The organism is Eubacterium sp. ER2 (genome assembly GCF_000765215.1).
GTDB classification, from domain to species: Bacteria; Bacillota; Clostridia; order Lachnospirales; family Lachnospiraceae; genus Claveliimonas; species Claveliimonas intestinigallinarum.
Genome location: NZ_JPJE01000030.1, coordinates 1 through 22,007 on the forward strand (window position 1 = coordinate 1; position 22,007 = coordinate 22,007).

The following is a 22,007-nucleotide window of genomic DNA, read 5'->3' on the forward strand; positions in this document are numbered from 1 at the left end:
GTGATCGGTGGCTCCGGTTCCGGCAAGACCCGCTTCTGGCTGAAACCGAACCTGATGCAGATGCACAGCTCCTATGTGGTGACAGACCCAAAAGGCACCATCCTGGTGGAGTGCGGCAAAATGCTTCAGCGCGGCACACCCAAGCTGGGCAAGGACGGCAAGCCCATGAAGGATAAGCACGGCAAGGACATCTATGAGCCTTATCGGATCAAAGTCCTCAATACCATCAACTTCAAGAAGTCCATGCACTATAATCCCTTTGCCTACATCCACTCCGAAAAGGACATCTTGAAACTGGTCACGACGCTGATCGCCAACACCAAGGGCGAGGGCAAGGCCGGGGACGATTTTTGGGTTAAGGCCGAGACGCTTTTGTACTGCGCCCTCATTGGGTATATCCACTACGAGGCCCCGGTGGAGGAACAGAATTTCTCCACCCTCATCGAGTTCATCAACGCGATGGAGGTCCGGGAGGATGACGAGGAGTTCAAGAACCCCGTGGACCTGATGTTTGACGCGCTGGAGGCAGAGAAGCCCAACCACTTCGCCGTCCGTCAGTACAAAAAGTACAAGCTGGCTGCGGGCAAAACCGCAAAATCCATCCTGATTTCCTGCGGTGCGCGCCTTGCCGTGTTCGACATCGCGGAGCTGCGGGAGGTCACGGCCTACGACGAGCTGGAGCTGGATACCCTGGGAGACCGGAAAACCGCCTTGTTCTTGATTATGAGCGACACGGACGATAGCTTTAACTTCCTGATCTCCATGTGCTACACCCAGCTGTTCAATCTGCTCTGCGAAAAAGCGGACGATGTGTACGGCGGGCGGCTGCCGGTCCATGTGCGGTGCCTCATTGACGAGGCCGCCAATATTGGACAGATCCCTCGGCTGGAAAAGCTGGTTGCCACCATCCGAAGCCGTGAGATTTCCGCCTGCCTGGTGCTGCAAGCACAGTCCCAGCTCAAAGCTATCTACAAGGACAACGCCGATACCATCATCGGCAACATGGATACCTCCATCTTCCTGGGCGGCAAAGAGCCGACAACCCTCAAGGAGCTGGCCGCCGTGCTGGGCAAGGAGACCATCGACACCTACAACACCGGCGAGAGCCGGGGCCGCGAGACATCCCATTCTCTTAACTACCAAAAGCTCGGCAAAGAGCTTATGAGCCAGGATGAACTGGCCGTCATGGACGGCGGCAAGTGTATCCTCCAGCTGCGCGGTGTGCGGCCTTTCCTCTCGGACAAGTACGACATCACCAAGCACCCCAATTACCCGTACACCGCCGACGCGGACCCCAAGAACGCCTTTGACATCGAGGCGTTCCTGTCCACCCGGCTCAAGCTCAAGCCCAACGAGGTCTACGATGTGTATGAAGTAGACGCAGAGGGCGTGTAAATCTGTTCCGCTGTGAAAGACCTGCTAATAAAAGTCAAGTAGAAATTTCAGATTTTTAGGGAGGCGAAAAAATGCAATACAAAATCAAGCCGCTGAGCATCTCAAAATTAAAACGGCGGCCAGCCAGATGGTATAGAGTGTAAAAATCAGTCGTGCTCCAGGGATTCCAAGTAGGCTTTCACAGAAGCGTAGTAGATGCGCAGGAACTTGTTGGCAGAGGCCATCATGTAGACACGATATGGCTTGCCTTCAGAGCGTTTCTTGTCCATGAACTGGTACACCGGCTCGTCTATTGGAGCACATTGCAGGATGACGCTCATCACCAGAAAGAGCGTCCTGCGCAGTGAGGCAGATCCTCGCTTGGAAATGCTACGGCTACGGACATCTATTTGACCGGATTGGTAGGGCGGGGCGTCAATACCCGCAAAGGCAACCAACGCTTTTTTGGAATGAAAACGGCGTACATCGCCAATTTCAGCCAGGAGTTGAGGGCCGAGGGTTGGGCCAACACCAAACATCCCCATCACTACAGGATACTCCGGCAGAGAAGCTGCCAGGGATTGCATCTCCTGTTTGAGAGCAGCTAACGCGGAAGAAGTTGTCTGGAGTTGAGAAATGGCCTGTTCTACCAAAAGTTTTGCCGTATCCGTTTTCGGTATGACACCGAAGTGTCTGCAAGCAGAGGCATAAATATCCAGCGCCTTATCCTCGCTGAAATTGTAGCCGTGCTTTCTGCACCACTTCTGGTATTGGGTAGTAAAGGCCTTCTCAGACCGGCCACAAACGCACTCGCAATGCCAAAAAGTAGCGACAAAGTCCACCCACTTCTCGCTGCCATCGGCGCGGGGCGGACTGGTAAACAAGCGATTTGCGTCTGGGAAGGTGGTGTCCAGCAGGGAGATCAGGTTATTCTTCAGCATGGTCTGAACTTTGGAATACTGTTGGTACTGCCGGTAGCAGATTTTCAGCATGAGTCGGGTATCCTCCTCCGGGATATATCTCGGCAATGTGAGCCAGTGGTCAAGACCGTAGTTGGCCAGCTTTACGGCATCCTTTTTGTCGGTTTTGGCCCGTCTTAAACTGTTGTTTCCGTAGTCATGCACCAGCATTGCATTGACTACCGAGACATAAAGGCCCGCGTCGTGGAGCAGCCAGGCCACCGGAGCATGGTAATTACCCGTGGATTCCATCACCACACGGGTCTCGCCGTCCAGGCTTTTGAGCAGTCCTGCCAGCTCGCTCAGTTCATTGGCGGTGTGACGTACTTCAAAGGGTGAAACCACTACCTCTCCGAAGGGCCGCATGACTGCAATCATGCTCTTACCCTTGGAAACATCGATGCCAACGCAGTTCATTCACATTCCTCCAATACAAAGAATCTGCAACCGGAATCCATCTTTTCTCGCTGCCGATTCAATCTATTGTGTGACACGAACTCTCCGACATCCGGTGGTTCAACCTGCTTAAATCGAACGCTGCAACGAGAGGATGGCTAACAGTCTTTCACACGGACATACAAGCCCAAGGAGTGATTGGTCAGCCAGTTGCTCCTCTCATTGTAGCTTAGGCACGAGATGGAGGGAAAGCCGGACTGGCTGTCCGGCTTTCCTGTCCAAATTTATTGTAATAGGAGTGATCTTATCTACCCGCCTCAACCGCCCCGGATGGGGCCATCGGCGTACAAAGCGGACAATCACCAAAAAATAATGAAAAAAGGAGGACAGCCGGAATCAGGCCCCGGAAACCGGGTGCCGATTGTTCCGGCTTTTGTATGCCTATGAATGACTAAATCAAACTTTTCAAATGATTCCGGCTAACTATAATTTATGGCATTTTTCAATCAGGCTATCACCGTTCTTCAGACCCTCGTTATCGCTCTGGGCGCTGGTCTCGGCATCTGGGGTGTCATCAACCTGCTGGAAGGTTACGGCAACGACAACCCCGGTGCGAATGCTCATGTACGGTAAGGAAGCAAGCAACCGAAAACAATAGATAGACCGCCAGCACTACACTATTCCGAACCAAAGACCAAAAGATAAGCATTTTGAGAAAATCTAAACTTTTGGATTTTCCTACAATGCCGACTACGGCGAAATCCCTCCCACTCCTTATATATTTCTTTCTGTATACATTGAATTTGTATTTAGTAAAATGCAGACAACACCACGGATCGGCTTTTGGCTGGACAATTCCAACCAAACACCGCAGCAGACAGTAGAAACCATTCTGAACGTTAGGAAGCCGGTATGATTGTTACATATAAGGGGAAGAAAAATTTCTTTTAGATACTTGTTTTCCTAAAACTGATGTGATATAATAATTCTATTCCAGAAAAGGAGTAAAAAATATGCGGCAAGGTATTCTTAAATAAAACTATAATCAAATAGTGGGAACAAAGGATTATGATAGTCCCTTTTGTAGGGGCTTAGTTTTTTGTACCCAATTTAAGAATACTTTTGCCTTATCAATTTTGACATATCCCCAAAAACAGCAATCACAAACAGGTGTATGCTGTATATGTGTATGTCAGCAAATTATCATCCCCAGTGGTAAAAGTATTTTACTGCTGGGGATTTTTATGCCCTTCGGGGCAGTAAAGGGAGGACAATCACATGAAAATAATCAATATTGGAATTCTTGCCCATGTAGACGCTGGAAAGACGACCTTGACGGAGAGCCTGCTATATGCCAGCGGAGCCATTTCAGAACCGGGGAGCGTCGAAAAAGGGACAACGAGGACGGACACCATGTTTTTGGAGCGGCAGCGTGGGATTACCATTCAAGCGGCAGTCACTTCCTTCCAGTGGCACAGATGTAAAGTCAACATTGTGGATACGCCCGGCCACATGGATTTTTTGGCGGAGGTGTACCGCTCTTTGGCTGTTTTAGATGGGGCCATCTTGGTGATCTCCGCTAAAGATGGCGTGCAGGCCCAGACCCGTATTCTGTTCCATGCCCTGCGGAAAATGAACATTCCCACCGTTATCTTTATCAACAAGATCGACCAGGCTGGCGTTGATTTGCAGAGCGTGGTTCAGTCTGTTCGGGATAAGCTCTCCGCCGATATTATCATCAAGCAGACGGTGTCGCTGTCCCCGGAAATAGTCCTGGAGGAAAATACCGACATAGAAGCATGGGATGCGGTCATCGAAAATAACGATAAATTATTGGAAAAGTATATCGCAGGAGAACCAATCAGCCGGGAAAAACTTGTGCGGGAGGAACAGCGGCGGGTTCAAGACGCCTCCCTGTTCCCGGTCTATTATGGCAGCGCCAAAAAGGGCCTTGGCATTCAACCGTTGATGGATGCGGTGACAGGGCTGTTCCAACCGATTGGGGAACAGGGGAGCGCCGCCCTATGCGGCAGCGTTTTCAAGGTGGAGTATACAGATTGCGGCCAGCGGCGTGTCTATCTACGGCTATACAGCGGAACGCTGCGCCTGCGGGATACGGTGGCCCTGGCCGGGAGAGAAAAGCTGAAAATCACAGAGATGCGTATTCCATCCAAAGGGGAAATTGTTCGGACAGACACCGCTTATCCGGGTGAAATTGTTATCCTTCCCAGCGACAGCGTGAGGTTAAACGATGTATTAGGGGACCCAACCCGGCTCCCTCGTAAAAGGTGGCGTGAGGACCCCCTCCCCATGCTGCGGACGTCGATTGCGCCGAAAACGGCAGCGCAAAGAGAACGGCTGCTGGACGCTCTTACGCAACTTGCGGATACTGACCCGCTTTTGCGCTGCGAGGTGGATTCCATCACCCATGAGATCATTCTTTCTTTTTTGGGCCGGGTGCAGTTGGAGGTTGTTTCCGCTTTGCTGTCGGAAAAATACAAGCTTGAAACAGTGGTAAAGGAACCCACCGTCATTTATATGGAGCGGCCGCTCAAAGCAGCCAGCCACACCATCCATATCGAGGTGCCGCCCAACCCGTTTTGGGCATCCATCGGACTGTCTGTTACACCACTCCCGCTTGGCTCCGGTGTACAATACGAGAGCCGGGTTTCGCTGGGATACTTGAACCAGAGTTTTCAAAACGCTGTCAGGGATGGTATCCGTTACGGGCTGGAGCAGGGCTTGTTCGGCTGGAACGTAACGGACTGTAAGATTTGCTTTGAATACGGGCTTTATTACAGTCCGGTCAGCACGCCGGCGGACTTCCGCTCATTGGCCCCGATTGTATTGGAACAGGCATTGAAGGAATCGGGGACGCAGCTGCTGGAACCTTATCTCTCCTTCATCCTCTATGCGCCCCAGGAATACCTTTCCAGGGCTTATCATGATGCACCGAAATACTGTGCCACCATCGAAACGGCCCAGGTAAAAAAGGATGAAGTTGTCTTTACTGGCGAGATTCCCGCCCGCTGTATACAGGCATACCGTACTGATCTGGCCTTTTACACCAACGGGCGGAGCGTATGCCTTACAGAGCTGAAAGGATATCAGGCCGCTGTCGGTCAGCCGGTCATCCAGCCCCGCCGTCCAAACAGCCGCCTGGACAAGGTGCGCCATATGTTTCAGAAGGTAATGTAAAGATACATAATCGTCAAGACGGCAACAATCAGAAGTTATGGAGGGTAACAATGGAATATAGTAAGGAAGATTTAATGGAAGCAAAAAAGCAAATTTGGGGAGTGGGAGAGAACATGGGAACAGAGGAAAGTAAAAAAATCTGGGAGGAGAACGCACAATTTTGGGATAATGCAATGGGTGACGAATCTAATGAATTTCACAGAGAGGTAGTGCGTCCCAAAGTAACGGAACTTCTATCTCCTAATCCTGCGGATTACATTTTGGATATTGCGTGTGGCAATGGAAATTATTCTTCGTATCTTGCACAAAGAGGCGCTTCGGTTGTCGCTTTTGATTACAGCAAAAAAATGATAGAATTGGCTAAAAGACGGCAATCACAATATGCAAAACAAATTGAATTTTGTGTGGCGGATGCGACCGATAGAAAAAGTATATTAGAATTAAAAAGAAATCGAGCCTTTACGAAAGCAGTTTCTAATATGGCAATTATGGATATTACGGATATTGAACCACTTCTTATGGCTGTTTATGAACTGTTGCAGGAAAGCGGAATTTTTGTCTTTGCAACGCAACACCCTTGTTTTGTCACGTTGACTGAAAAATATATGACACCGCACAGTTACTATGATATAGCGATTGAAGGGCAACCGAAAGAGCAGATTTATTATCATCGTTCCATACAAGATATTTTTAACCTTTGTTTTAGAGCTGGATTTGTCATTGATGGATTTTATGAAGAATGTTTTAAAACCAACAAAGAAATTCCTATGGTAATGATAGTAAGGCTTAAGAAGGTAAAACGTGATAGCTTAAAATAAATTCAAGTTTGTCGGGTAAATAGCAAACCCAGCCGAGCCAGTCAACGGTCAAGATGAACGGCGCATATGCGCAGCCGTTGACAGCCCCGCCCGCCTTTGCTGGTAGGCAATCAAGGGGCGACAGCAAGAAGTGCCACCGCCCCGCACTATTATTCAGAAAGGGGAATTTCCATGACCGACCAGATAGCCTATCAAGAATATATCCAGCGCAGGTACAACGCCTTTTGCAAGACTGTTATCCGCTGTGCCGCCTTGGACAAGATTTTGAAGCTTAAACGGCAATGGGAACGGCAAGTTTCCCTTGACTATCTGATGAACGAGAAGTTTGTCCAGTTTGCCGCGTCGGAGCCGGACGAGGAATACCCATTTACCGTCTGCGGTCAGACCGTCCTGCTCTGCAACGCCGCCCTTGCCGACGCGATCTCTGTTTTGCCGGAGCAGACGCGGGAAGAAATCCTGCGCTATTACTTTCTGCGCCAGCCGCAGCGCGTGATCGGCGCGTGTATTGGCCGGTCACGCAGCACAGCGGGGCGGCATATCCAGCTTGCCTTGCAGCGGCTACGCGAAGAAATGGGGGTGAGCCGGTATGAGTAGACTTCTCCCCTATGAAACAATCCTCAAAGCCCGTGAGGGCGACCCAGAAGCCGTGAACGCTGTCCTGCTCCACTACGCCGGATATATCCGCTATTTCTCAAAAGTGAACGGGCAGGTCAACGCCGAGGTGGAGGACTATGTAAAGCAGCGGTTAATTGACTGTCAATTCAAGTTCCGGCTTGACGAACCACCGGACAAGTCATAAAAACTGAATACCAGCCGCCACCGACGCGGCCAGCGAAAGCAGTAAGTCTTGAAAAAGATTTACTGCTTTTTTTGTTGTCCGGCTCCGCTCCCGGCCATTTTGCCCCCTGCCGGTTGTAGTAGTAAGCGAGGAGGGAATTTTTCTGCCCTGGTGTTTGGCATTTGGAGCATTTACCCGTAGTAGAGGGCAAAGAGAAAGGATTTCTCCAACACCGGGTAGAAACCACTGCGTCCGGTGTCATTTTAGCGAAAGCGGGCAGGAATGCCCTTTACAGGATTAGTAGTAGCAGAAAAAGAGAAACAAACTTTTGTGGTTGCAGTTTTCCAAAAAAGTGGCGGACGGAAGTGAGAGAAAGTTTGCAGTCACGGAGAGCAAGTTTCTACCACGGTGCCAAAATCCGCAATTCTGCGGTTTTGCCCCTCGCGGGAAACTTGTTGGGGAGTGCCTTCCCCAAACCCTGCTATGCGGCTTGCGCCGCTTATCCCCGCCGCGCTCATGCGGCAAGAAAGGAGGTCACGACCATGCGAAAGAAATACAACACACCCCACCGCAGCCGCGTTGTGAAAACCCGGCTGTCCGAAGATGAATACGCCGACTTCACAGCGCGGCTTGCGCCCTATGGTATCAGCCAGTCGGAATTTCTCCGGCAGGCGATACGGCGCACGACCATACGCCCCGTTATCCATGTGTCAGCGGTCAATGATGAACTGCTTTCCGCTGTTGGAAAGCTGGCCGCCGAGTACGGCAGGATCGGCGGCAATCTCAATCAGATTGCCCGGTATCTGAACGAGTACGGCGCACCTTACAATGCGCTGTCCGGCGAGGTGCGCGCTGCCATAGCCGACCTTGCCGCCCTCAAGTATGAAGTCCTCAAGAAAGTAGGTGACGCGGTTGGCAACACTCAAGCATATCAACTCTAAAAATGCCGACTACGGAGCCGCCGAGCAATACCTGCTTTTTGAGCATGACGAGTTTACCATGAAGCCCGTCCTTGATGAAACCGGCAGGCTTATCCCCCGCGAGGACTACCGGCTGTCCACACTGAACTGCGACGGGGAGGATTTTGCCGTTGCGTGTATGCGGGCAAATCTCCGATACGGAAAGAACCAGCAGCGGGAAGATGTAAAAAGCCACCACTATATCATCAGCTTTGACCCACGGGACGGCCCGGACAATGGCTTGACCGTAGACCGGGCGCAGGCATTGGGGGAGCAATTCTGTAAAGAGCATTTCCCCGGCCACCAAGCCCTTGTATGCACCCACCCGGACGGGCATAACCACAGCGGCAACATTCATGTGCATATCGTTATCAATTCGCTGCGGATAGAGGAAGTGCCGTTCCTGCCCTATATGGACAGGCCAGCCGATACAAAGGCCGGTTGCAAGCACCGCTGTACCGACGCAGCCTTGCGCTACTTCAAGTCCGAAGTCATGGAGATGTGCCACCGGGAGGGGCTTTACCAAATCGACCTCTTGAACGGCAGTAAGAACCGCGTGACCGACCGGGAGTATTGGGCGCAGAAAAAAGGACAGGCCAAGCTGGACAGGCAGAACGCCCCCATGATTGCAGGCGGTATCACGCCCCGGCAGACCAAGTTTGAAACGAACAAAGAGAAGCTGCGGCAGACCATACGGAAAGCCCTTGCCACCGCCGCCAGCTTTGACGAATTTTCCTCTCTGCTGCTGCGGGAGGGCGTGAGCGTTAAGGAGAGCCGTGGGCGGCTTTCCTACCTCACGCCGGACAGGACGAAGCCCATTACCGCCCGGAAGCTGGGCGACGACTTTGACCGCGCCGCTGTCTTTGCCGTTTTGGAGCAGAACGCCGCCAGAGCCACAGAAAAGGCCGCAGCCATACCCGAATACCCCCGGCATGGGAAAACCGGCATACAGCCTACAAAAGCCCCACAAACCGCCCCGAAACTCGTCGGCGCAAGCTCCATATCCTTCGCTTCCCCGCAAGCGGGAAAGCTCACTCATTCCGCTGCTTCTCCTCTCCCCGCAAAGCCAGACGGCTTTGCGGGGGCCCCAAGTGTGCAGCGGCTTGTGGACATTGAAAAGAAGCTGGCCGAGGGCAAAGGCCGGGGCTATGAACACTGGGCGAAGATACACAATCTGAAGCAGGCAGCCAAGACGCTGAATGTGTATCAGGAATACGGCTTTACTTCCCCGGAGCAGTTAGAAGCCGCTGTTGATACCGCCTATCAGGAAATGCGCCAGACCAGCGGCGAACTGAAAGCACTGGAAACCAAGCTACAAGGGAAAAAGGAGTTGCAGCAACAGGTACTTGCCTATGCCAAGACCAAGCCCGCCCGTGACGGGCTGCGGGCGCAGAAATCGCAGAAAGCCCGTGACGCATACCGGCAGGCAAACGAGAGCGATTTTATCATAGCCGACGCAGCCGCCCGGTATTTCAAGGCGCATGGCATTACCAAGCTGCCCGCCCGGAAAGCGTTGCAGGCCGAGATCGAGCAGCTTATCTCCGAGAAAGACGGCCTGTATAACACCTATCACGAACAGAAACAGCGGTTCAAGGAGTTGCAGACCGTCAAGCGGAACATCGACCAGATTTTGCGCCGGAACGAGCCGCACCGCAGAAAGGAGCAGAGCCATGAGCGATAAGTTACCGAGAATGGACTACCGCCAGCATCGGCGGGCGCGGCGGCTGGTACATGAGTGTTGTAACTACGACGAGGGAAACTGCCTGCTGTTAGACGACGGGGAGCCTTGCGTGTGCGTCCAGAGCATTTCCCTTTCCCTCATGTGCCGCTGGTTCCGTGTGGCTGTTCTGCCCCTTGACGGGGAACTGGCCGCAGCCCTCTTGCACCGAGGGAGCCGGAAACGCTGCGCCGTCTGCGGGGCGGCATTTGTCCCCAAATCCAACCGGGGGAAATACTGTCCCGGCTGCGCCGGACGCATGAAGAAAATCAAAGCCGCCGAGAGAAAGCGGAAACAAAGGCAGAAATGTCACGCTTTAGAGCCTTTCAAACCCGCATAAATCAAGGCTTTTTTCGTGGGTGTCAAAGGGTACGCGATACATTTATCCTTTTCCACCGGAAACGCCGTTCTAAGGCGTGACAAAACGCCAAAATCAACCCGAAACACAGGGAGGTGATACTATCGCTGATTATATCATGGCAGACACGCCGCTGCCTATCTATCTGCCCTACCCCCGTTTCCTGCTGAAAATGGAGATTTCCCAGACCGCCAAGCTGCTGTATTCGCTGCTGTTAGACCGTTCCACACTTTCCCAGAAGAACAAGTGGCAGGACGACGAGGGCAGGATATATATTATCTATCCCATCGCGGAGATAGCCGAAATACTGGATAAGGGCAGCACCACCATAAAGGGGGCGCTTAATGAACTGGACATGGCGGGGCTGCTGGAACGGGAACGGGGCGGCTTCTCCGCACCGAACCGCCTATATGTGAAAGTGCCGCGTGTGCCACAGGTACAGTTTTCCGACCAACTGATGGCCGGAAATCCGACCCTCATAGAGCCGGAAAACCGTCCTACTGATGGTCAGAAAACCGACCTTATGATGGTCGGAAAACCGTCCCCTAACCAAACTACTATAAACAACCTTACAGAGAGCCAAACAATGGGAGTGAGTGGGGAGCCGCCCGCGCCCTATGGCCGATACCAGAATATTTTTCTGTCGCAGACCGAATACGACGAGTTGCAGGCAGAGTACCCCGACAGGTTGGAACGGTTCATCGAGGAAATGAGCCGCTACCTTGCCGCCAACGGGAAAAGTTATCAGAACTATGCCGCCGCCCTGCGGATATGGGCGGGGAACGACAAAAAGAAAGCCCCGAAAAAGGGCATACCAGACTACTCATGCAAGGAGGGCGAGAGTTTATGAAGAACGAAATCAACGCTGTTTTGGAGAATATGACGGCCACCACCCCGGAGCCGGAGGACTACACCGGCGAGGACGGTTTACTGTACTGCGGCAAGTGCCGCAAGCCGAAAGAAGCCTATTTTGCGCCGGATAAGGCTGCTATCTTTGGCCGTGACCGCCACCCGGCAGAGTGCGACTGTCAGAGAGCCGCCCGCGAGGAACGGGAGGCCGCAGAGAAGCGGCGCAGGCACCTTGACACCGTGGAGGAACTGAAACGCCGGGGCTTTACCGACCCCACCATGCGGGACTGGACTTTTGAGAACGACAACGGCAGAAATCCGCAGGCCGGGATTGTCCGCCGGTATGTGGAACACTGGGAGGATATGCGAGCCGACAATATCGGCTGCCTGTTCTGGGGCGGCGTGGGAACCGGGAAAAGCTACCTTGCGGGCTGTATTGCAAACGCCCTCATGGAGAAAGAAATCCCCGTCCACATGACGAACTTTGCCCTTATCCTCAACGACCTTGCCGCCAGCTTTGAGAACCGCAACGAGTACATTTCCCGCCTTTGCCGCTATCCGCTGCTTATCCTTGACGACTTCGGCATGGAGCGCGGCACCGAGTATGGATTGGAACAGGTTTTCAATGTGATTGACAGCCGTTACCGTAGCGGCAAGCCGCTGATCGTCACGACCAACCTCACGCTGGACGACCTGCGGAACCCGGAGGACACCGCCCATTCCCGGATTTATGACCGCCTGCTTTCCATGTGCGTCCCGGTACGCTTTACCGGCGACAACTTCCGGCAGGAAACCGCGCAGCGGAAAATGGAGAGCATGAAGAAACTGATTACCGACTGAAAGGAGTATTGCCTATGGCAGATAGACAGCAGCACGACACCCGCACCACCCGCCGCCCCGACTGCGTGACGGAAATCCGCATGGGCAATTCCGTCCTTGTCGTGTCCGGCTATTTCAAGAAAGACACCACGACCACCGCCGCCGACAAAATGGCGCGGGTACTGGAAGCGGAAGCCGCTGCTACACAAAAATCGGCAATTTGACAAATCATAAAGAAGCTGATTTTACACTTTTGCCGCTATACAGCCCGCCCTATTCCGTGGTACAATGAAACCACGGAATAGTGGGGCTGGCTGTCGGAAACGGAGGATTTTATGTTAAGACAAGCCACCCAAAACCTCATTACCGCCCTTTATCCGAGATTGTCCCATGAGGACGAATTGCAAGGCGAGAGCAATTCCATATCGAACCAGAAAAGGATTTTGGAAACCTACGCCAAGCAGAACGGCTTTACCAATCTGCGCTGGTACACCGACGACGGCTTCTCCGGCGCAAACTTTCAAAGACCCGGTTTTCAAGCCATGCTTGCAGACATTGAAGCCGGGAAAGTGGGTACGGTCATAGTCAAGGACATGAGCCGGTTAGGGCGAAACTACTTGCAGGTAGGGTTTTACACGGAAATGCTGTTCCCCCAAAAGGGAGTGCGTTTTATCGCTGTCAACGACAATGTGGACAGCGCAAACGGCGGCATGGACAACGATTTTACCCCTCTGCGAAATCTGTTCAATGAATGGCTGGTGAGAGATACGAGCAAGAAAATCAAGGCAGTAAAACGAGCAAAAGGCATGAGCGGCAAGCCTGTTACCAGCAAGCCGGTCTATGGCTACCTCATGGACGAGGACGAGAACTATATCGTTGACGAGGAAACCGCGCCGGTTGTCCAGCAGATATACCAGCTTTGCCTTGCCGGGAACGGACCGACCAAGATTGCCCGTATGCTTACGGAGCAGCAAATCCCCACGCCGGGGACGCTGGAATACCGCAGGACGGGCAGCACCCGCCGCTACCACCCCGGCTATGAGTGCAAGTGGGCGACGAACACCGTCGTGCATATCCTCGAAAACCGGGAGTACACCGGCTGTCTGGTGAACTTCAAGACGGAGAAGCCCTCTTACAAGGTCAAGCACAGTGTAGAGAACCCCGTGGAGAAGCAGGCCATTTTTGAGAACCACCATGAGCCTATCATAGACCGGGAAACATGGGAGCGCGTGCAGGAGTTACGCAAGCAACGCAAACGCCCGAACCGCTATGATGAAGTGGGGCTGTTCTCCGGTATGCTGTTCTGCGCCGACTGCGGCCATGTGATGTACCAGCAGCGGTATCAGAACAAAACCCGCAAGCAGGACTGTTACATCTGCGGCAGCTACAAGAAGCGCACCCGCGACTGTACGGCGCACTTTATCCGCACCGACCTGTTGACCGCCGGTGTCCTCTCCAATCTCCGGCAAGTAACGGAATATGCCGCCAAGCATGAGAGCCGCTTTGTGAAGCTGCTTATCCAGCAGAACGAGATCGGCGGCAAGAGAAAGACCGCCGCAGCCACCAAGCAGCTTGAACAGGCGCAGGAGCGCATTGCCGAAGTGAGCCGCATTATCAAGCGGCTGTATGAGGACAATGTAAACGGCAAAATCAGCGACGAGCGTTTCATGGAACTGTCGGCAGACTATGAGCAGGAGCAGCGGGAACTGAAAGACCGCGCCGCCGCTTTGCAGGCCGAACTGGACAAGTCGCAGGCCGCCACCGTCAACGCGGAAAAGTTTATGGGTATCGTCCGAAAGCACCTTGCCTTTGAGGAATTGACCCCCACCCTCTTGCGGGAAATGATTGAAAAAATCGTCGTGCATGAGTGCAGCTATGACGAGAACGGCACCCGCAGGCAGGACATTGAGATTTATTACAGCTTTGTCGGCAAGATTGACTTGCCCGAAGCCTAACGCCCGACCTATCCGACACAATGGCCAAGTGCCGGATAGGAACGGCAAAATTTTTTACACTTCTATTACTTCTTTATCGCACATAAGCAAAGTCCCAGGGCATGAAGCAGCTCATGGCTAAGTAGATGTAATCAAGAGAAGAAAGGAAAAGCACAATCCAGACGGAACCGGCGGTTGTATCAAGAAATGTTTGTGGAATAGCAAGAACTTTGATATAATAGGAGCAGGAACCCCGGAACCGGGAGAAAGGCAGGAGGATAAATGCACATAAGCTATAAACCCCTCTGGCATACGCTGGTTGAGCGCAATATGAGAAAAGAGGACTTGCGGATTGCCGCCGGTCTTACCACAAATATGATTGCTAATATGGGAAAAGGGAAAAATATCAGCATGGAAACGCTGGTTCGTATCTGCGAATCCTTGAATTGTGGCATTCTGGATGTGATTGAATTAGAAAATGATGAAATCGAAAAACCCCAAAAATAAAACAATGTGCTGAAATGGAGAAAAATAAAAGTGAAGAAAAAAATCAGAATCATTCTTATAATGTGCTTATTAGCTATCTTTTGTGAAATTAAAAAAATTATAAATATGTTGAGTAGAAGCAAAAGATTTGGCTTGGAATTTTTACAGCAGTGAATCGATAAAAGGAGCATGCTTGATGGTAGATAATATTATTAAATCAGTAGCAGAGAAATTATCCTCTCTGTCTTATATAGAAGGTATTGTTTTAGGTGGTTCACGTGCAAGGGGCACCCATACAGAGGATTCGGATATAGATATCGGCATCTATTACAATTCAGAATCATTTGACATAAATACTATTAATCAATTCGCTACAAAGCTGGATGATGAGCATAGAAATAACCTTGTTGTACCTCCCGGAGCATGGGGTGATTGGATTAATGGCGGCGGATGGTTAGTCATAAACGGGTATCATGTGGATTTAATTTTACGTGATATTAAACGTGTGGAACAAATAATGAAAGATACAGAGCACGGAATTGTTACTGCCAATTATCAGACTGGGCATCCCCATGGTTATATTAGTGCAATGTATCGAGGAGAATTAGCGATTAGCAAAATACTATATGCTAAGAATGAAAGCTTATGCGAATTAAAAAAACAGGCAGAAACTTATCCCAATGCTTTGCAGAAAAGTTTAGTTAACTTTTTTATGTTTGAAGCAGGGTTCTCTTTAATGTTTGTAAAAGCAAATTCGGGAACAGACGATAAATATTATATTGCGGGTCATGTTTTTCGTATAGTTTCATGTTTAAATCAAGTGTTATTTGCATGTAATAATGCTTATTGTATCAACGAAAAGAAAGCTATAAAACTGCTTGAAACTTTTGAACATAAACCTGAAAAATATACCGAGAAGGTAAATCATATTTTTGAAGTACTCGGTATCTCACTTTTTGAATGCTACGACATGACCGAGAAGCTTTATAATGAAGTGAATGAAATTGTATCGGAGATAAATAACTTTTTAAACGAGGAGAGTTCAGATGAAAGAAAACAAATATGATGATAATATATTTTTTCAAAAATACAGTCAAATGAGTCGCTCGCAGAAAGGACTGGCTGGTGCGGGAGAATGGGAGACTTTGAAAAAGATGCTACCTGATTTTAAGGGTAAGCGTGTGCTTGATTTAGGATGCGGCTATGGATGGCACTGTATATATGCGATGGAAAACGGTGCTTCCTCTGTAGTAGGTGTTGATATTTCTCATAAAATGCTCGAAGTAGCAAAAGGAAAAACCCATTTTCCACAGATTGAATATGAATGCTGTGCCATAGAAGATGTGGATTTCCCAGAGGAGAGCTTTGATGTAATACTAAGTTCGCTTGCGTTTCATTATGTAGCAGACTATGAGAATTTAATAAAAAAGATATATAGGATGCTGAAGGCTGGTGGCAATTTAGTTTTTACAGTTGAACATCCTGTTTTTACTGCTCATGGAACACAAGACTGGTATTATAACGAAAAAGGAGAAATACTGCATTTCCCGGTGGACAATTATTATTATGAGGGCAAACGGACAGCTATGTTTTTGGAAGAAAAGGTTACAAAATATCATAGAACACTGACCACATATCTAAATACACTGCTTTCAAATAGTTTTATAATAAATCAGATTGTGGAGCCACAGCCGCCAGAGAACATGATGGATATTCCGGGGATGGCGGATGAAATGCGACGCCCAATGATGCTGATTGTATCGGCAAAAAAGAAGATGTAATAATATAGAAAAAATAAACGAGGAGTATGTAAATGAGATCAGAAAAAGAAATGATGGATTTAGTACTTTCTTTAGCAGAACAGGATGAACGTATTCGAATTGTGACCCTTGAGGGGTCACGCGCAAATATTAATATACCTAAGGACGAATTCCAGGATTATGATGTCACATACTTCGTAACAGATGTGGAATCCTTTACTTTAAAGGATGAATGGCTTAAAAGCTTCGGGAATATTATAATGATGCAAAAACCGGAGGATATGGAACTATTCCCGGCTGAAGAGAAAGGCTACTCCTATATAATACTTTTTGATGATTATAATAAAATAGACCTTACCTTATTGCCCCTGGAAGAGTTGGGAAACTACCTGAATGACGATAAATTGATAAAGATTATTCTGGATAAGGATGGAAGGATTCAGCAAGCTGTAGTTCCGACCGACATGGATTATCATATAAGAAAACCCAGTGCCCGGGAATACGATGACTGCTGCAATGAATTCTGGAACACCACTACCTATGTGGTTAAGGGACTGTGCCGTAAGGAAATTTTATTTGCTATTGATCATTTTAATCAGATTGTTCGCCATGAGCTGCTGAGAATGATATCATGGAAGGTCGGCATCGAAACAGGCTTTAAATTAAGTGTAGGCAAGAACTATAAGTTTATTGAAAGGTATATATCCGAGGATTTGTGGGAGAAACTTTTGTCCACCTACCGGATGGATTCCTATGAAAACATATGGGAAGCATTATTTCTATGCCATCAATTGTTCAGGGCGGTATCCGGTGAGGTGGCGGAAAGGCTTCATTATGCCTATCCGGAGTATGATAGGAATATAACAAAATATACCAGGGACATGTATAAAAAATACACTGGTAAAACCGGCTGCCTGGATAGCACATATGCCGCTGATATAGAAGAGAGGCGGGAACAGTGATTACAGAAATGAAAGCAGGGCACCTGAAAGATATCGATAAACCCAGCGAACCATTTGAGGTGATAGGTAAGATTATACCGAGGTATGAAAACGAGAATTGGACCTTTACAGAATTACTCTATGAAGCGCCATATTTAAAAAGCTACCAAGACGAAGAGGATGAAGAGGATGAGGAGGCAGATTGCCTTGAATATATTGACAATACTGATAAGATAATATATCTTTACTACCAAGACGATAAATGCGTCGGAAAAGTTAAACTGCGAAAAAATTGGAACCGGTACGCTTATATAGAAGATATCGCCGTATGTAAGGATTTCAGGGGGCAAGGCATAGGCAGCGCGCTTATCAATATATCTATAGAATGGGCAAAGCATAAAAACTTGCATGGACTAATGCTTGAAACCCAGGACAATAACCTTATAGCTTGTAAATTCTATCATAATTGTGGTTTCAAAATCGGCTCCGTCGATACTATGTTATACGCCAACTTTGAAAACAACTTTGAAAAAGCTGTTTTCTGGTATTTAAGGTTTTAGAATGCAAGGAACAGTGAATTGGAGTTCGTCTTGTTATAATTAGCTTCTTGGGGTATCTTTAAATACTGTAGAAAAGAGGAAGGAAATAATAAATGGCTAAAATGAGAATATCACCGGAATTGAAAAAACTGATCGAAAAATACCGCTGCGTAAAAGATACGGAAGGAATGTCTCCTGCTAAGGTATATAAGCTGGTGGGAGAAAATGAAAACCTATATTTAAAAATGACGGACAGCCGGTATAAAGGGACCACCTATGATGTGGAACGGGAAAAGGACATGATGCTATGGCTGGAAGGAAAGCTGCCTGTTCCAAAGGTCCTGCACTTTGAACGGCATGATGGCTGGAGCAATCTGCTCATGAGTGAGGCCGATGGCGTCCTTTGCTCGGAAGAGTATGAAGATGAACAAAGCCCTGAAAAGATTATCGAGCTGTATGCGGAGTGCATCAGGCTCTTTCACTCCATCGACATATCGGATTGTCCCTATACGAATAGCTTAGACAGCCGCTTAGCCGAATTGGATTACTTACTGAATAACGATCTGGCCGATGTGGATTGCGAAAACTGGGAAGAAGACACTCCATTTAAAGATCCGCGCGAGCTGTATGATTTTTTAAAGACGGAAAAGCCCGAAGAGGAACTTGTCTTTTCCCACGGCGACCTGGGAGACAGCAACATCTTTGTGAAAGATGGCAAAGTAAGTGGCTTTATTGATCTTGGGAGAAGCGGCAGGGCGGACAAGTGGTATGACATTGCCTTCTGCGTCCGGTCGATCAGGGAGGATATCGGGGAAGAACAGTATGTCGAGCTATTTTTTGACTTACTGGGGATCAAGCCTGATTGGGAGAAAATAAAATATTATATTTTACTGGATGAATTGTTTTAGTACCTAGATTTAGATGTCTAAAAAGCTTTAACTACAAGCTTTTTAGACATCTAATCTTTTCTGAAGTACATCCGCAACTGTCCATACTCTGATGTTTTATATCTTTTCTAAAAGTTCGCTAGATAGAGTTCTATATTAGAGATGTAAAGAGTTTTGGTGAAGAGGTTTGTGAGTATGGCTTTTATAACCAGGGTGCAATGAGAAGCACTAACAGCAGCTAGCTTAAGAACGCATAGGATATACTTTTTATGGAAGTCACAGAGGAGGAATAAAATTTGAACAGGATTAACAGAGTAACCTCTATTCTTATTCAGCTGCAATCAAAAAAAATAATTCCTGCCAAAGAAATTGCACAGCGATTTAATATAAGCTTAAGGACAGTTTACAGAGATATCCGGACACTTGAAGAAGCCGGAATACCAATTGGATCTGAGGCCGGAAAAGGATATTTTCTTGTAGAGGGCTTCCTACTTCCGCCGGTAATGTTTACAGCGGCGGAAGTGGGTGCATTGATTACAGCAGGGAAATTTTTAAATTGCCATGGAGATGAATCATTTATAAAGGATTTTGATTCAGCTATGTATAAAATCACACGACTTCATCACTCAAATGTAATTCTTCTATCGGCGTGTTTTCATATTTCCGATTGTTGGTAAGGCCGAGCAGATAGTCAACGGACACCTGATAGAAGTCTGCCAGCTTCAACAGGCTGCCGTGATTGATTTCCTTGTATTCATCGTTGTCGTTTTCATAGCTGCCGAGGGCTGATTTTGAAATGCCGGTTTTCTGCGCCAATTCTTCCAGATTTAAGCCCTGTTCCACCCGTAAATCTTTCAGGCGTTCCTGTACGGAAATGCGGGTTTTCATAGATACATCGCTCCTTCCTGCGGCTGGCTGCCGCCGTCAATTTCATTATACCATACCCGTTCCGCAATCGTGGAAATTTTCGATTTTGGGGCGGTTTTCCTACTTTGTGGATATACGGGAGAAGGCTCAAAAATGTGCCATAATGGGCTTAGTTCATCGATGGATTATTCCAATCGAATGACCGGCCTGTATGGGATATGCTCCCCGGCGATGTAGCGCAACGACTTGCGGCAGGGAAATGGAGGAACCATGACCGCAACGAGCGTACCAAAGGGAGCGAAACGCCGTTGTGAGAGCCAGGGGCAGGAACGACATCAGGGAGAACCGGCGAAAATGAACACCGAATTGATACCGAAACACAACAATCCGATAGGGCATAGTCTACCCTATCCATAATACTACGGGGGATTTCCGGGCGGCTCTATGGCCGCTTTTTCCTTGAAAATCGCCCCGAAACACGACACTAAAATCTGCTATCCGTCTATTGCGGCTGTTACGGCTGAAATGGGCGGATTTTTGTTTAAGGAGGCACCATGCCGAGAATGCCGAAAAAGAGGAAGCTGGAACTGTCTTTCTTCCTCAATGAACGGGGGCGGGTAACGTACAACGACCTTTGCCGGAAATGCCAGCGCACTTGCAAGCAGAGTTTCCGGGCGGTCATTGTGGACTGCCCCTATTATCTTTCCAAACGCTCAAAACGAAAAGTAAAGGAGGACACCGATTGAATGGAAGTTGAATTTATGACCGCAGACACCGCCCTACCGCCCTGTATGCCGCTGCCGAGAGCCATGCTGCGGCTCCCGATCAGCAGCACCGCAAAGGTCATGTACGCCCGGATGTTGGATATTGTTTTCTTGTCAGGTATAGAGGACGCCAACGGGATTTTGTTTATCCATTTCCCTATCGTGGAACTGGCGGCGGCACTTGCCCGCAGCACCATGACCGTGAAGCGTTCCCTGAATGAATTGGAGGACGCCGGACTGATACTGCGAGTGCGTCAGGGCTTCGGGGAACCCAACAAAATATATGTACTCATTCCGAAGAAGGAGGCCAGCCGCCGATGAATGAAAAGCTGGAAAAACTCAATCAGGAGATAGAGAAAACGGAAAAGAAGCTGCGCTGGGCGCAACAGGAGGAAAAGCGTCTGACCCATCAGGCTAAGGCGCTGACCCGGAAGGAACGGACGCACCGGCTTTGCACCAGAGCCGCCATGCTGGAAAGCTACCTTCCCCACCCGGAAGCCATCACGGATGAACAGGTCAGTTTGTTCTTGAAGCTGCTGTTCCGGAAGGACAGCACCCGGCAGCTTATGGAAAAAGTGTTCGCCGGAAACGGCACAGAGAAGGAGGGCGCAGAATGAAGATGGATTTTTCAAAAGACGAGTTGGCTATGGTCTATCAGTACGCCGCCGGTACGAAGGAAGAAACTCTTGCGGGGCTGAAAGAAATCGTGCCGGTTATCCGTGACCGGCAGACAAGGGAGATTGTGGAGAATACCATCCGAAAGCTGGACGCCATCCCGGAGCCGGAGTGCCGCCGCTTTATCGCTGATACGAAGCAGCGGTTTATCCAGAAGCGGGACAATTCCATCCGGCGCAGGCTTGCCGAAGCCAAGGCACAGGCGAGGGCGGAAAAGCCACATCCCAAGAGAAAACAGCCAGACCGGGAACGGTCATAATTGCTTCCAGAGCCGCAGCCCGTGGACTGCCCCTCTGAAAGAGGGCGCAACTATACACCACCTGAAGGTAGTGTGTTGCGCCCTGCCGGGGGCTTCCTGCGGAAAGCGGATGATTGCCCGCAGCGTTCCGGCTCCTGTCAATCATCACAGAGGAAGCTACACTTCCCCTGCGCTGGCTGACGCCAGCTACCCCTTTGTGTACTTGCCGCCCGGGAACACCTTGCACTGCAAGCTGTTCCCGTCCAGCAAGTTTTACAATAGGCCGCTATACTTTTCTGAAACGATGAGGTATAATGAAGTCAACGACAAATTGGAATTTGGAGGGGATATAGCAATATGAAAAACAATAGATACTTAACTGTTGGCTTATTAACAGGATTTATTGTTGGTGGTTGCATAGGTGTGTTGGCATGGGCGTTTTTGCAAAATCTTTTTGCCATTCCTATTTGTGCAAGTATCGGAATGTTGATTGGAATTGTTATAGGCACGGTGATTGATTATGAAAAAACATCAAAAGAAATAGATAAAATAGATGATTCCTTAAAGGGAAAATCCTAATTTATCGGGCCACCCTGATCCGAACTTTCAAAACTGAATACCAGCCACCCACCGGCGGCACCACCGAGCAGGAAATCTTGAAACAGGTTCCCTGCTCTTTTTATGCCCGGAC

General features: G+C 49.2%; 23 protein-coding genes and 5 pseudogenes. 26 read left to right on the top strand and 2 right to left on the bottom strand.

Annotated elements, in window-relative coordinates:
* On the top strand, nt 1-1,395 hold a 1,395-nt coding region (locus tag NI21_RS0110990), incomplete at its 5' end, for a VirD4-like conjugal transfer protein, CD1115 family (RefSeq protein ID WP_033126272.1).
* 146 nt (nt 1,396-1,541) lie between these two features.
* Here the strand turns inward: NI21_RS0110990 and NI21_RS0110995 are convergent.
* Nucleotides 1,542-2,750 (bottom strand): IS110-like element ISEnfa110 family transposase, encoded by a 1,209-nt coding sequence (locus tag NI21_RS0110995; protein WP_002382856.1) that lies wholly within the window; start codon nt 2,748-2,750, stop codon nt 1,542-1,544.
* 471 nt (nt 2,751-3,221) lie between these two features.
* Here NI21_RS0110995 and NI21_RS16480 point away from each other — a divergent pair.
* The 20 genes and pseudogenes from NI21_RS16480 to NI21_RS16500 all read left to right on the top strand — a co-directional run.
* A pseudogene (locus NI21_RS16480) lies at nt 3,222-3,350 on the top strand (Maff2 family mobile element protein); the annotation flags it as partial.
* 657 nt (nt 3,351-4,007) lie between these two features.
* A complete protein-coding gene (gene tet(W) / locus NI21_RS0111000) occupies nt 4,008-5,927 on the top strand; it encodes a tetracycline resistance ribosomal protection protein Tet(W) (RefSeq protein ID WP_033126273.1) in 1,920 nt (639 codons plus the stop codon).
* Between the two features lie 50 nt (nt 5,928-5,977).
* A complete protein-coding gene (locus NI21_RS0111005) occupies nt 5,978-6,745 on the top strand; it encodes a class I SAM-dependent methyltransferase (RefSeq protein WP_002586626.1) in 768 nt (255 codons plus the stop codon).
* A gap of 171 nt (nt 6,746-6,916) precedes the next feature.
* Complete coding sequence (locus NI21_RS0111010) at nt 6,917-7,339, top strand: sigma-70 family RNA polymerase sigma factor (protein WP_002586616.1); 423 nt, start codon at nt 6,917-6,919, stop codon at nt 7,337-7,339.
* Nucleotides 7,332-7,544 carry a helix-turn-helix domain-containing protein gene (locus NI21_RS0111015; RefSeq protein ID WP_002586615.1) on the top strand — a complete coding sequence of 71 codons (213 nt, stop codon included), beginning with the start codon at nt 7,332-7,334 and terminating at the stop codon, nt 7,542-7,544. The genes NI21_RS0111010 and NI21_RS0111015 overlap by 8 nt, the downstream gene beginning before the upstream one ends.
* 521 nt (nt 7,545-8,065) lie before the next feature.
* On the top strand, nt 8,066-8,464 hold the full coding sequence (gene mobC / locus NI21_RS0111020; RefSeq protein WP_009259638.1) for a plasmid mobilization relaxosome protein MobC: 399 nt from the start codon (nt 8,066-8,068) through the stop codon (nt 8,462-8,464).
* A pseudogene (locus NI21_RS17285) lies at nt 8,436-9,464 on the top strand (relaxase/mobilization nuclease domain-containing protein); the annotation flags it as partial. The gene mobC and the pseudogene NI21_RS17285, both read left to right, overlap by 29 nt.
* A 111-nt stretch (nt 9,465-9,575) precedes the next feature.
* Nucleotides 9,576-10,163 (top strand): annotated as a pseudogene (locus tag NI21_RS17290) (relaxase); the annotation flags it as partial.
* Nucleotides 10,153-10,539, top strand: a complete 387-nt coding sequence (locus NI21_RS0111030) for a cysteine-rich VLP domain-containing protein (RefSeq protein ID WP_009259636.1) — start codon at nt 10,153-10,155, stop codon at nt 10,537-10,539. The pseudogene NI21_RS17290 and the gene NI21_RS0111030, both read left to right, overlap by 11 nt.
* Nucleotides 10,540-10,675: 136 nt before the next feature.
* On the top strand, nt 10,676-11,407 hold the full coding sequence (locus NI21_RS0111035) for a replication initiator protein A (RefSeq protein ID WP_009259635.1): 732 nt from the start codon (nt 10,676-10,678) through the stop codon (nt 11,405-11,407).
* Nucleotides 11,404-12,246, top strand: a complete 843-nt coding sequence (locus NI21_RS0111040) for an ATP-binding protein (protein WP_033126274.1) — start codon at nt 11,404-11,406, stop codon at nt 12,244-12,246. The genes NI21_RS0111035 and NI21_RS0111040 overlap by 4 nt, the downstream gene beginning before the upstream one ends.
* Before the next feature lie 14 nt (nt 12,247-12,260).
* Nucleotides 12,261-12,449, top strand: coding sequence for a transposon-encoded TnpW family protein (locus tag NI21_RS0111045; protein ID WP_009259633.1), 189 nt, complete (start codon nt 12,261-12,263; stop codon nt 12,447-12,449).
* 111 nt (nt 12,450-12,560) lie between these two features.
* Nucleotides 12,561-14,180, top strand: coding sequence for a recombinase family protein (locus NI21_RS0111050; protein ID WP_009259632.1), 1,620 nt, complete (start codon nt 12,561-12,563; stop codon nt 14,178-14,180).
* 261 nt (nt 14,181-14,441) lie between these two features.
* A complete protein-coding gene (locus NI21_RS0111055; RefSeq protein WP_033126275.1) occupies nt 14,442-14,666 on the top strand; it encodes a helix-turn-helix transcriptional regulator in 225 nt (74 codons plus the stop codon).
* A 175-nt stretch (nt 14,667-14,841) separates the two neighbouring features.
* A complete protein-coding gene (locus tag NI21_RS0111060) occupies nt 14,842-15,711 on the top strand; it encodes a nucleotidyltransferase domain-containing protein (protein ID WP_000228166.1) in 870 nt (289 codons plus the stop codon).
* Nucleotides 15,692-16,426: a bifunctional 2-polyprenyl-6-hydroxyphenol methylase/3-demethylubiquinol 3-O-methyltransferase UbiG gene (locus NI21_RS0111065; protein ID WP_000662263.1), complete on the top strand. Its 735-nt coding sequence runs from the start codon at nt 15,692-15,694 to the stop codon at nt 16,424-16,426. Before NI21_RS0111060 ends, NI21_RS0111065 begins: the two co-directional genes overlap by 20 nt.
* A 32-nt stretch (nt 16,427-16,458) precedes the next feature.
* Nucleotides 16,459-17,367 (top strand): aminoglycoside 6-adenylyltransferase, encoded by a 909-nt coding sequence (ant(6), locus tag NI21_RS0111070; protein ID WP_024400881.1) that lies wholly within the window; start codon nt 16,459-16,461, stop codon nt 17,365-17,367.
* Nucleotides 17,364-17,906 (top strand): streptothricin N-acetyltransferase Sat4, encoded by a 543-nt coding sequence (sat4, locus tag NI21_RS0111075; protein ID WP_000627290.1) that lies wholly within the window; start codon nt 17,364-17,366, stop codon nt 17,904-17,906. Before ant(6) ends, sat4 begins: the two co-directional genes overlap by 4 nt.
* A gap of 92 nt (nt 17,907-17,998) precedes the next feature.
* A complete protein-coding gene (gene aph(3')-IIIa / locus NI21_RS0111080; protein WP_001096887.1) occupies nt 17,999-18,793 on the top strand; it encodes an aminoglycoside O-phosphotransferase APH(3')-IIIa in 795 nt (264 codons plus the stop codon).
* A gap of 275 nt (nt 18,794-19,068) precedes the next feature.
* Nucleotides 19,069-19,383: pseudogene (locus NI21_RS16500) on the top strand (helix-turn-helix transcriptional regulator); the annotation flags it as partial.
* Between the two features lies 1 nt (nt 19,384).
* On the opposite strand, the pseudogene NI21_RS0111085 reads toward NI21_RS16500, so the two are convergent.
* Nucleotides 19,385-19,660: pseudogene (locus NI21_RS0111085) on the bottom strand (helix-turn-helix domain-containing protein); the annotation flags it as partial.
* Between the two features lie 533 nt (nt 19,661-20,193).
* Here NI21_RS0111085 and NI21_RS17050 point away from each other — a divergent pair.
* From NI21_RS17050 to NI21_RS0111115, 5 genes are all read left to right on the top strand, one after another.
* Nucleotides 20,194-20,385: a hypothetical protein gene (locus NI21_RS17050; protein ID WP_171031583.1), complete on the top strand. Its 192-nt coding sequence runs from the start codon at nt 20,194-20,196 to the stop codon at nt 20,383-20,385.
* Nucleotides 20,386-20,724, top strand: coding sequence for a DeoR family transcriptional regulator (locus tag NI21_RS0111095; RefSeq protein WP_033126276.1), 339 nt, complete (start codon nt 20,386-20,388; stop codon nt 20,722-20,724). It abuts the gene before it with no gap.
* Nucleotides 20,721-21,020, top strand: a complete 300-nt coding sequence (locus NI21_RS0111100) for a DUF3847 domain-containing protein (RefSeq protein ID WP_033126277.1) — start codon at nt 20,721-20,723, stop codon at nt 21,018-21,020. The genes NI21_RS0111095 and NI21_RS0111100 overlap by 4 nt, the downstream gene beginning before the upstream one ends.
* The gene (locus tag NI21_RS0111105; protein ID WP_052084072.1) at nt 21,017-21,337 is read left to right on the top strand and encodes a transposon-transfer assisting family protein; all 321 of its coding nucleotides are present in this window, start codon (nt 21,017-21,019) and stop codon (nt 21,335-21,337) included. Before NI21_RS0111100 ends, NI21_RS0111105 begins: the two co-directional genes overlap by 4 nt.
* A gap of 336 nt (nt 21,338-21,673) precedes the next feature.
* Nucleotides 21,674-21,895 (top strand): hypothetical protein, encoded by a 222-nt coding sequence (locus NI21_RS0111115; RefSeq protein ID WP_033126279.1) that lies wholly within the window; start codon nt 21,674-21,676, stop codon nt 21,893-21,895.
* Nucleotides 21,896-22,007 lie beyond the last annotated feature (112 nt).

Excerpts from the sequence above, each read along its gene's own strand:
- NI21_RS0110995 (WP_002382856.1), bottom strand. The coding sequence starts at position 2,750 with ATGAACTGCGTTGGCATCGATGTTTCCAAGGGTAAGAGCATGATTGCA.
- NI21_RS0111005 (WP_002586626.1), top strand. The coding sequence starts at position 5,978 with ATGGAATATAGTAAGGAAGATTTAATGGAAGCAAAAAAGCAAATTTGG.
- NI21_RS0111010 (WP_002586616.1), top strand. The coding sequence starts at position 6,917 with ATGACCGACCAGATAGCCTATCAAGAATATATCCAGCGCAGGTACAAC.
- NI21_RS0111015 (WP_002586615.1), top strand. The coding sequence starts at position 7,332 with ATGAGTAGACTTCTCCCCTATGAAACAATCCTCAAAGCCCGTGAGGGC.
- mobC (WP_009259638.1), top strand. The coding sequence starts at position 8,066 with ATGCGAAAGAAATACAACACACCCCACCGCAGCCGCGTTGTGAAAACC.
- NI21_RS0111030 (WP_009259636.1), top strand. The coding sequence starts at position 10,153 with ATGAGCGATAAGTTACCGAGAATGGACTACCGCCAGCATCGGCGGGCG.
- NI21_RS0111035 (WP_009259635.1), top strand. The coding sequence starts at position 10,676 with ATGGCAGACACGCCGCTGCCTATCTATCTGCCCTACCCCCGTTTCCTG.
- NI21_RS0111040 (WP_033126274.1), top strand. The coding sequence starts at position 11,404 with ATGAAGAACGAAATCAACGCTGTTTTGGAGAATATGACGGCCACCACC.
- NI21_RS0111045 (WP_009259633.1), top strand. The coding sequence starts at position 12,261 with ATGGCAGATAGACAGCAGCACGACACCCGCACCACCCGCCGCCCCGAC.
- NI21_RS0111050 (WP_009259632.1), top strand. The coding sequence starts at position 12,561 with ATGTTAAGACAAGCCACCCAAAACCTCATTACCGCCCTTTATCCGAGA.
- NI21_RS0111055 (WP_033126275.1), top strand. The coding sequence starts at position 14,442 with ATGCACATAAGCTATAAACCCCTCTGGCATACGCTGGTTGAGCGCAAT.
- NI21_RS0111060 (WP_000228166.1), top strand. The coding sequence starts at position 14,842 with ATGGTAGATAATATTATTAAATCAGTAGCAGAGAAATTATCCTCTCTG.
- NI21_RS0111065 (WP_000662263.1), top strand. The coding sequence starts at position 15,692 with ATGAAAGAAAACAAATATGATGATAATATATTTTTTCAAAAATACAGT.
- NI21_RS17050 (WP_171031583.1), top strand. The coding sequence starts at position 20,194 with ATGCCGAGAATGCCGAAAAAGAGGAAGCTGGAACTGTCTTTCTTCCTC.
- NI21_RS0111095 (WP_033126276.1), top strand. The coding sequence starts at position 20,386 with ATGGAAGTTGAATTTATGACCGCAGACACCGCCCTACCGCCCTGTATG.
- NI21_RS0111100 (WP_033126277.1), top strand. The coding sequence starts at position 20,721 with ATGAATGAAAAGCTGGAAAAACTCAATCAGGAGATAGAGAAAACGGAA.
- NI21_RS0111105 (WP_052084072.1), top strand. The coding sequence starts at position 21,017 with ATGAAGATGGATTTTTCAAAAGACGAGTTGGCTATGGTCTATCAGTAC.
- NI21_RS0111115 (WP_033126279.1), top strand. The coding sequence starts at position 21,674 with ATGAAAAACAATAGATACTTAACTGTTGGCTTATTAACAGGATTTATT.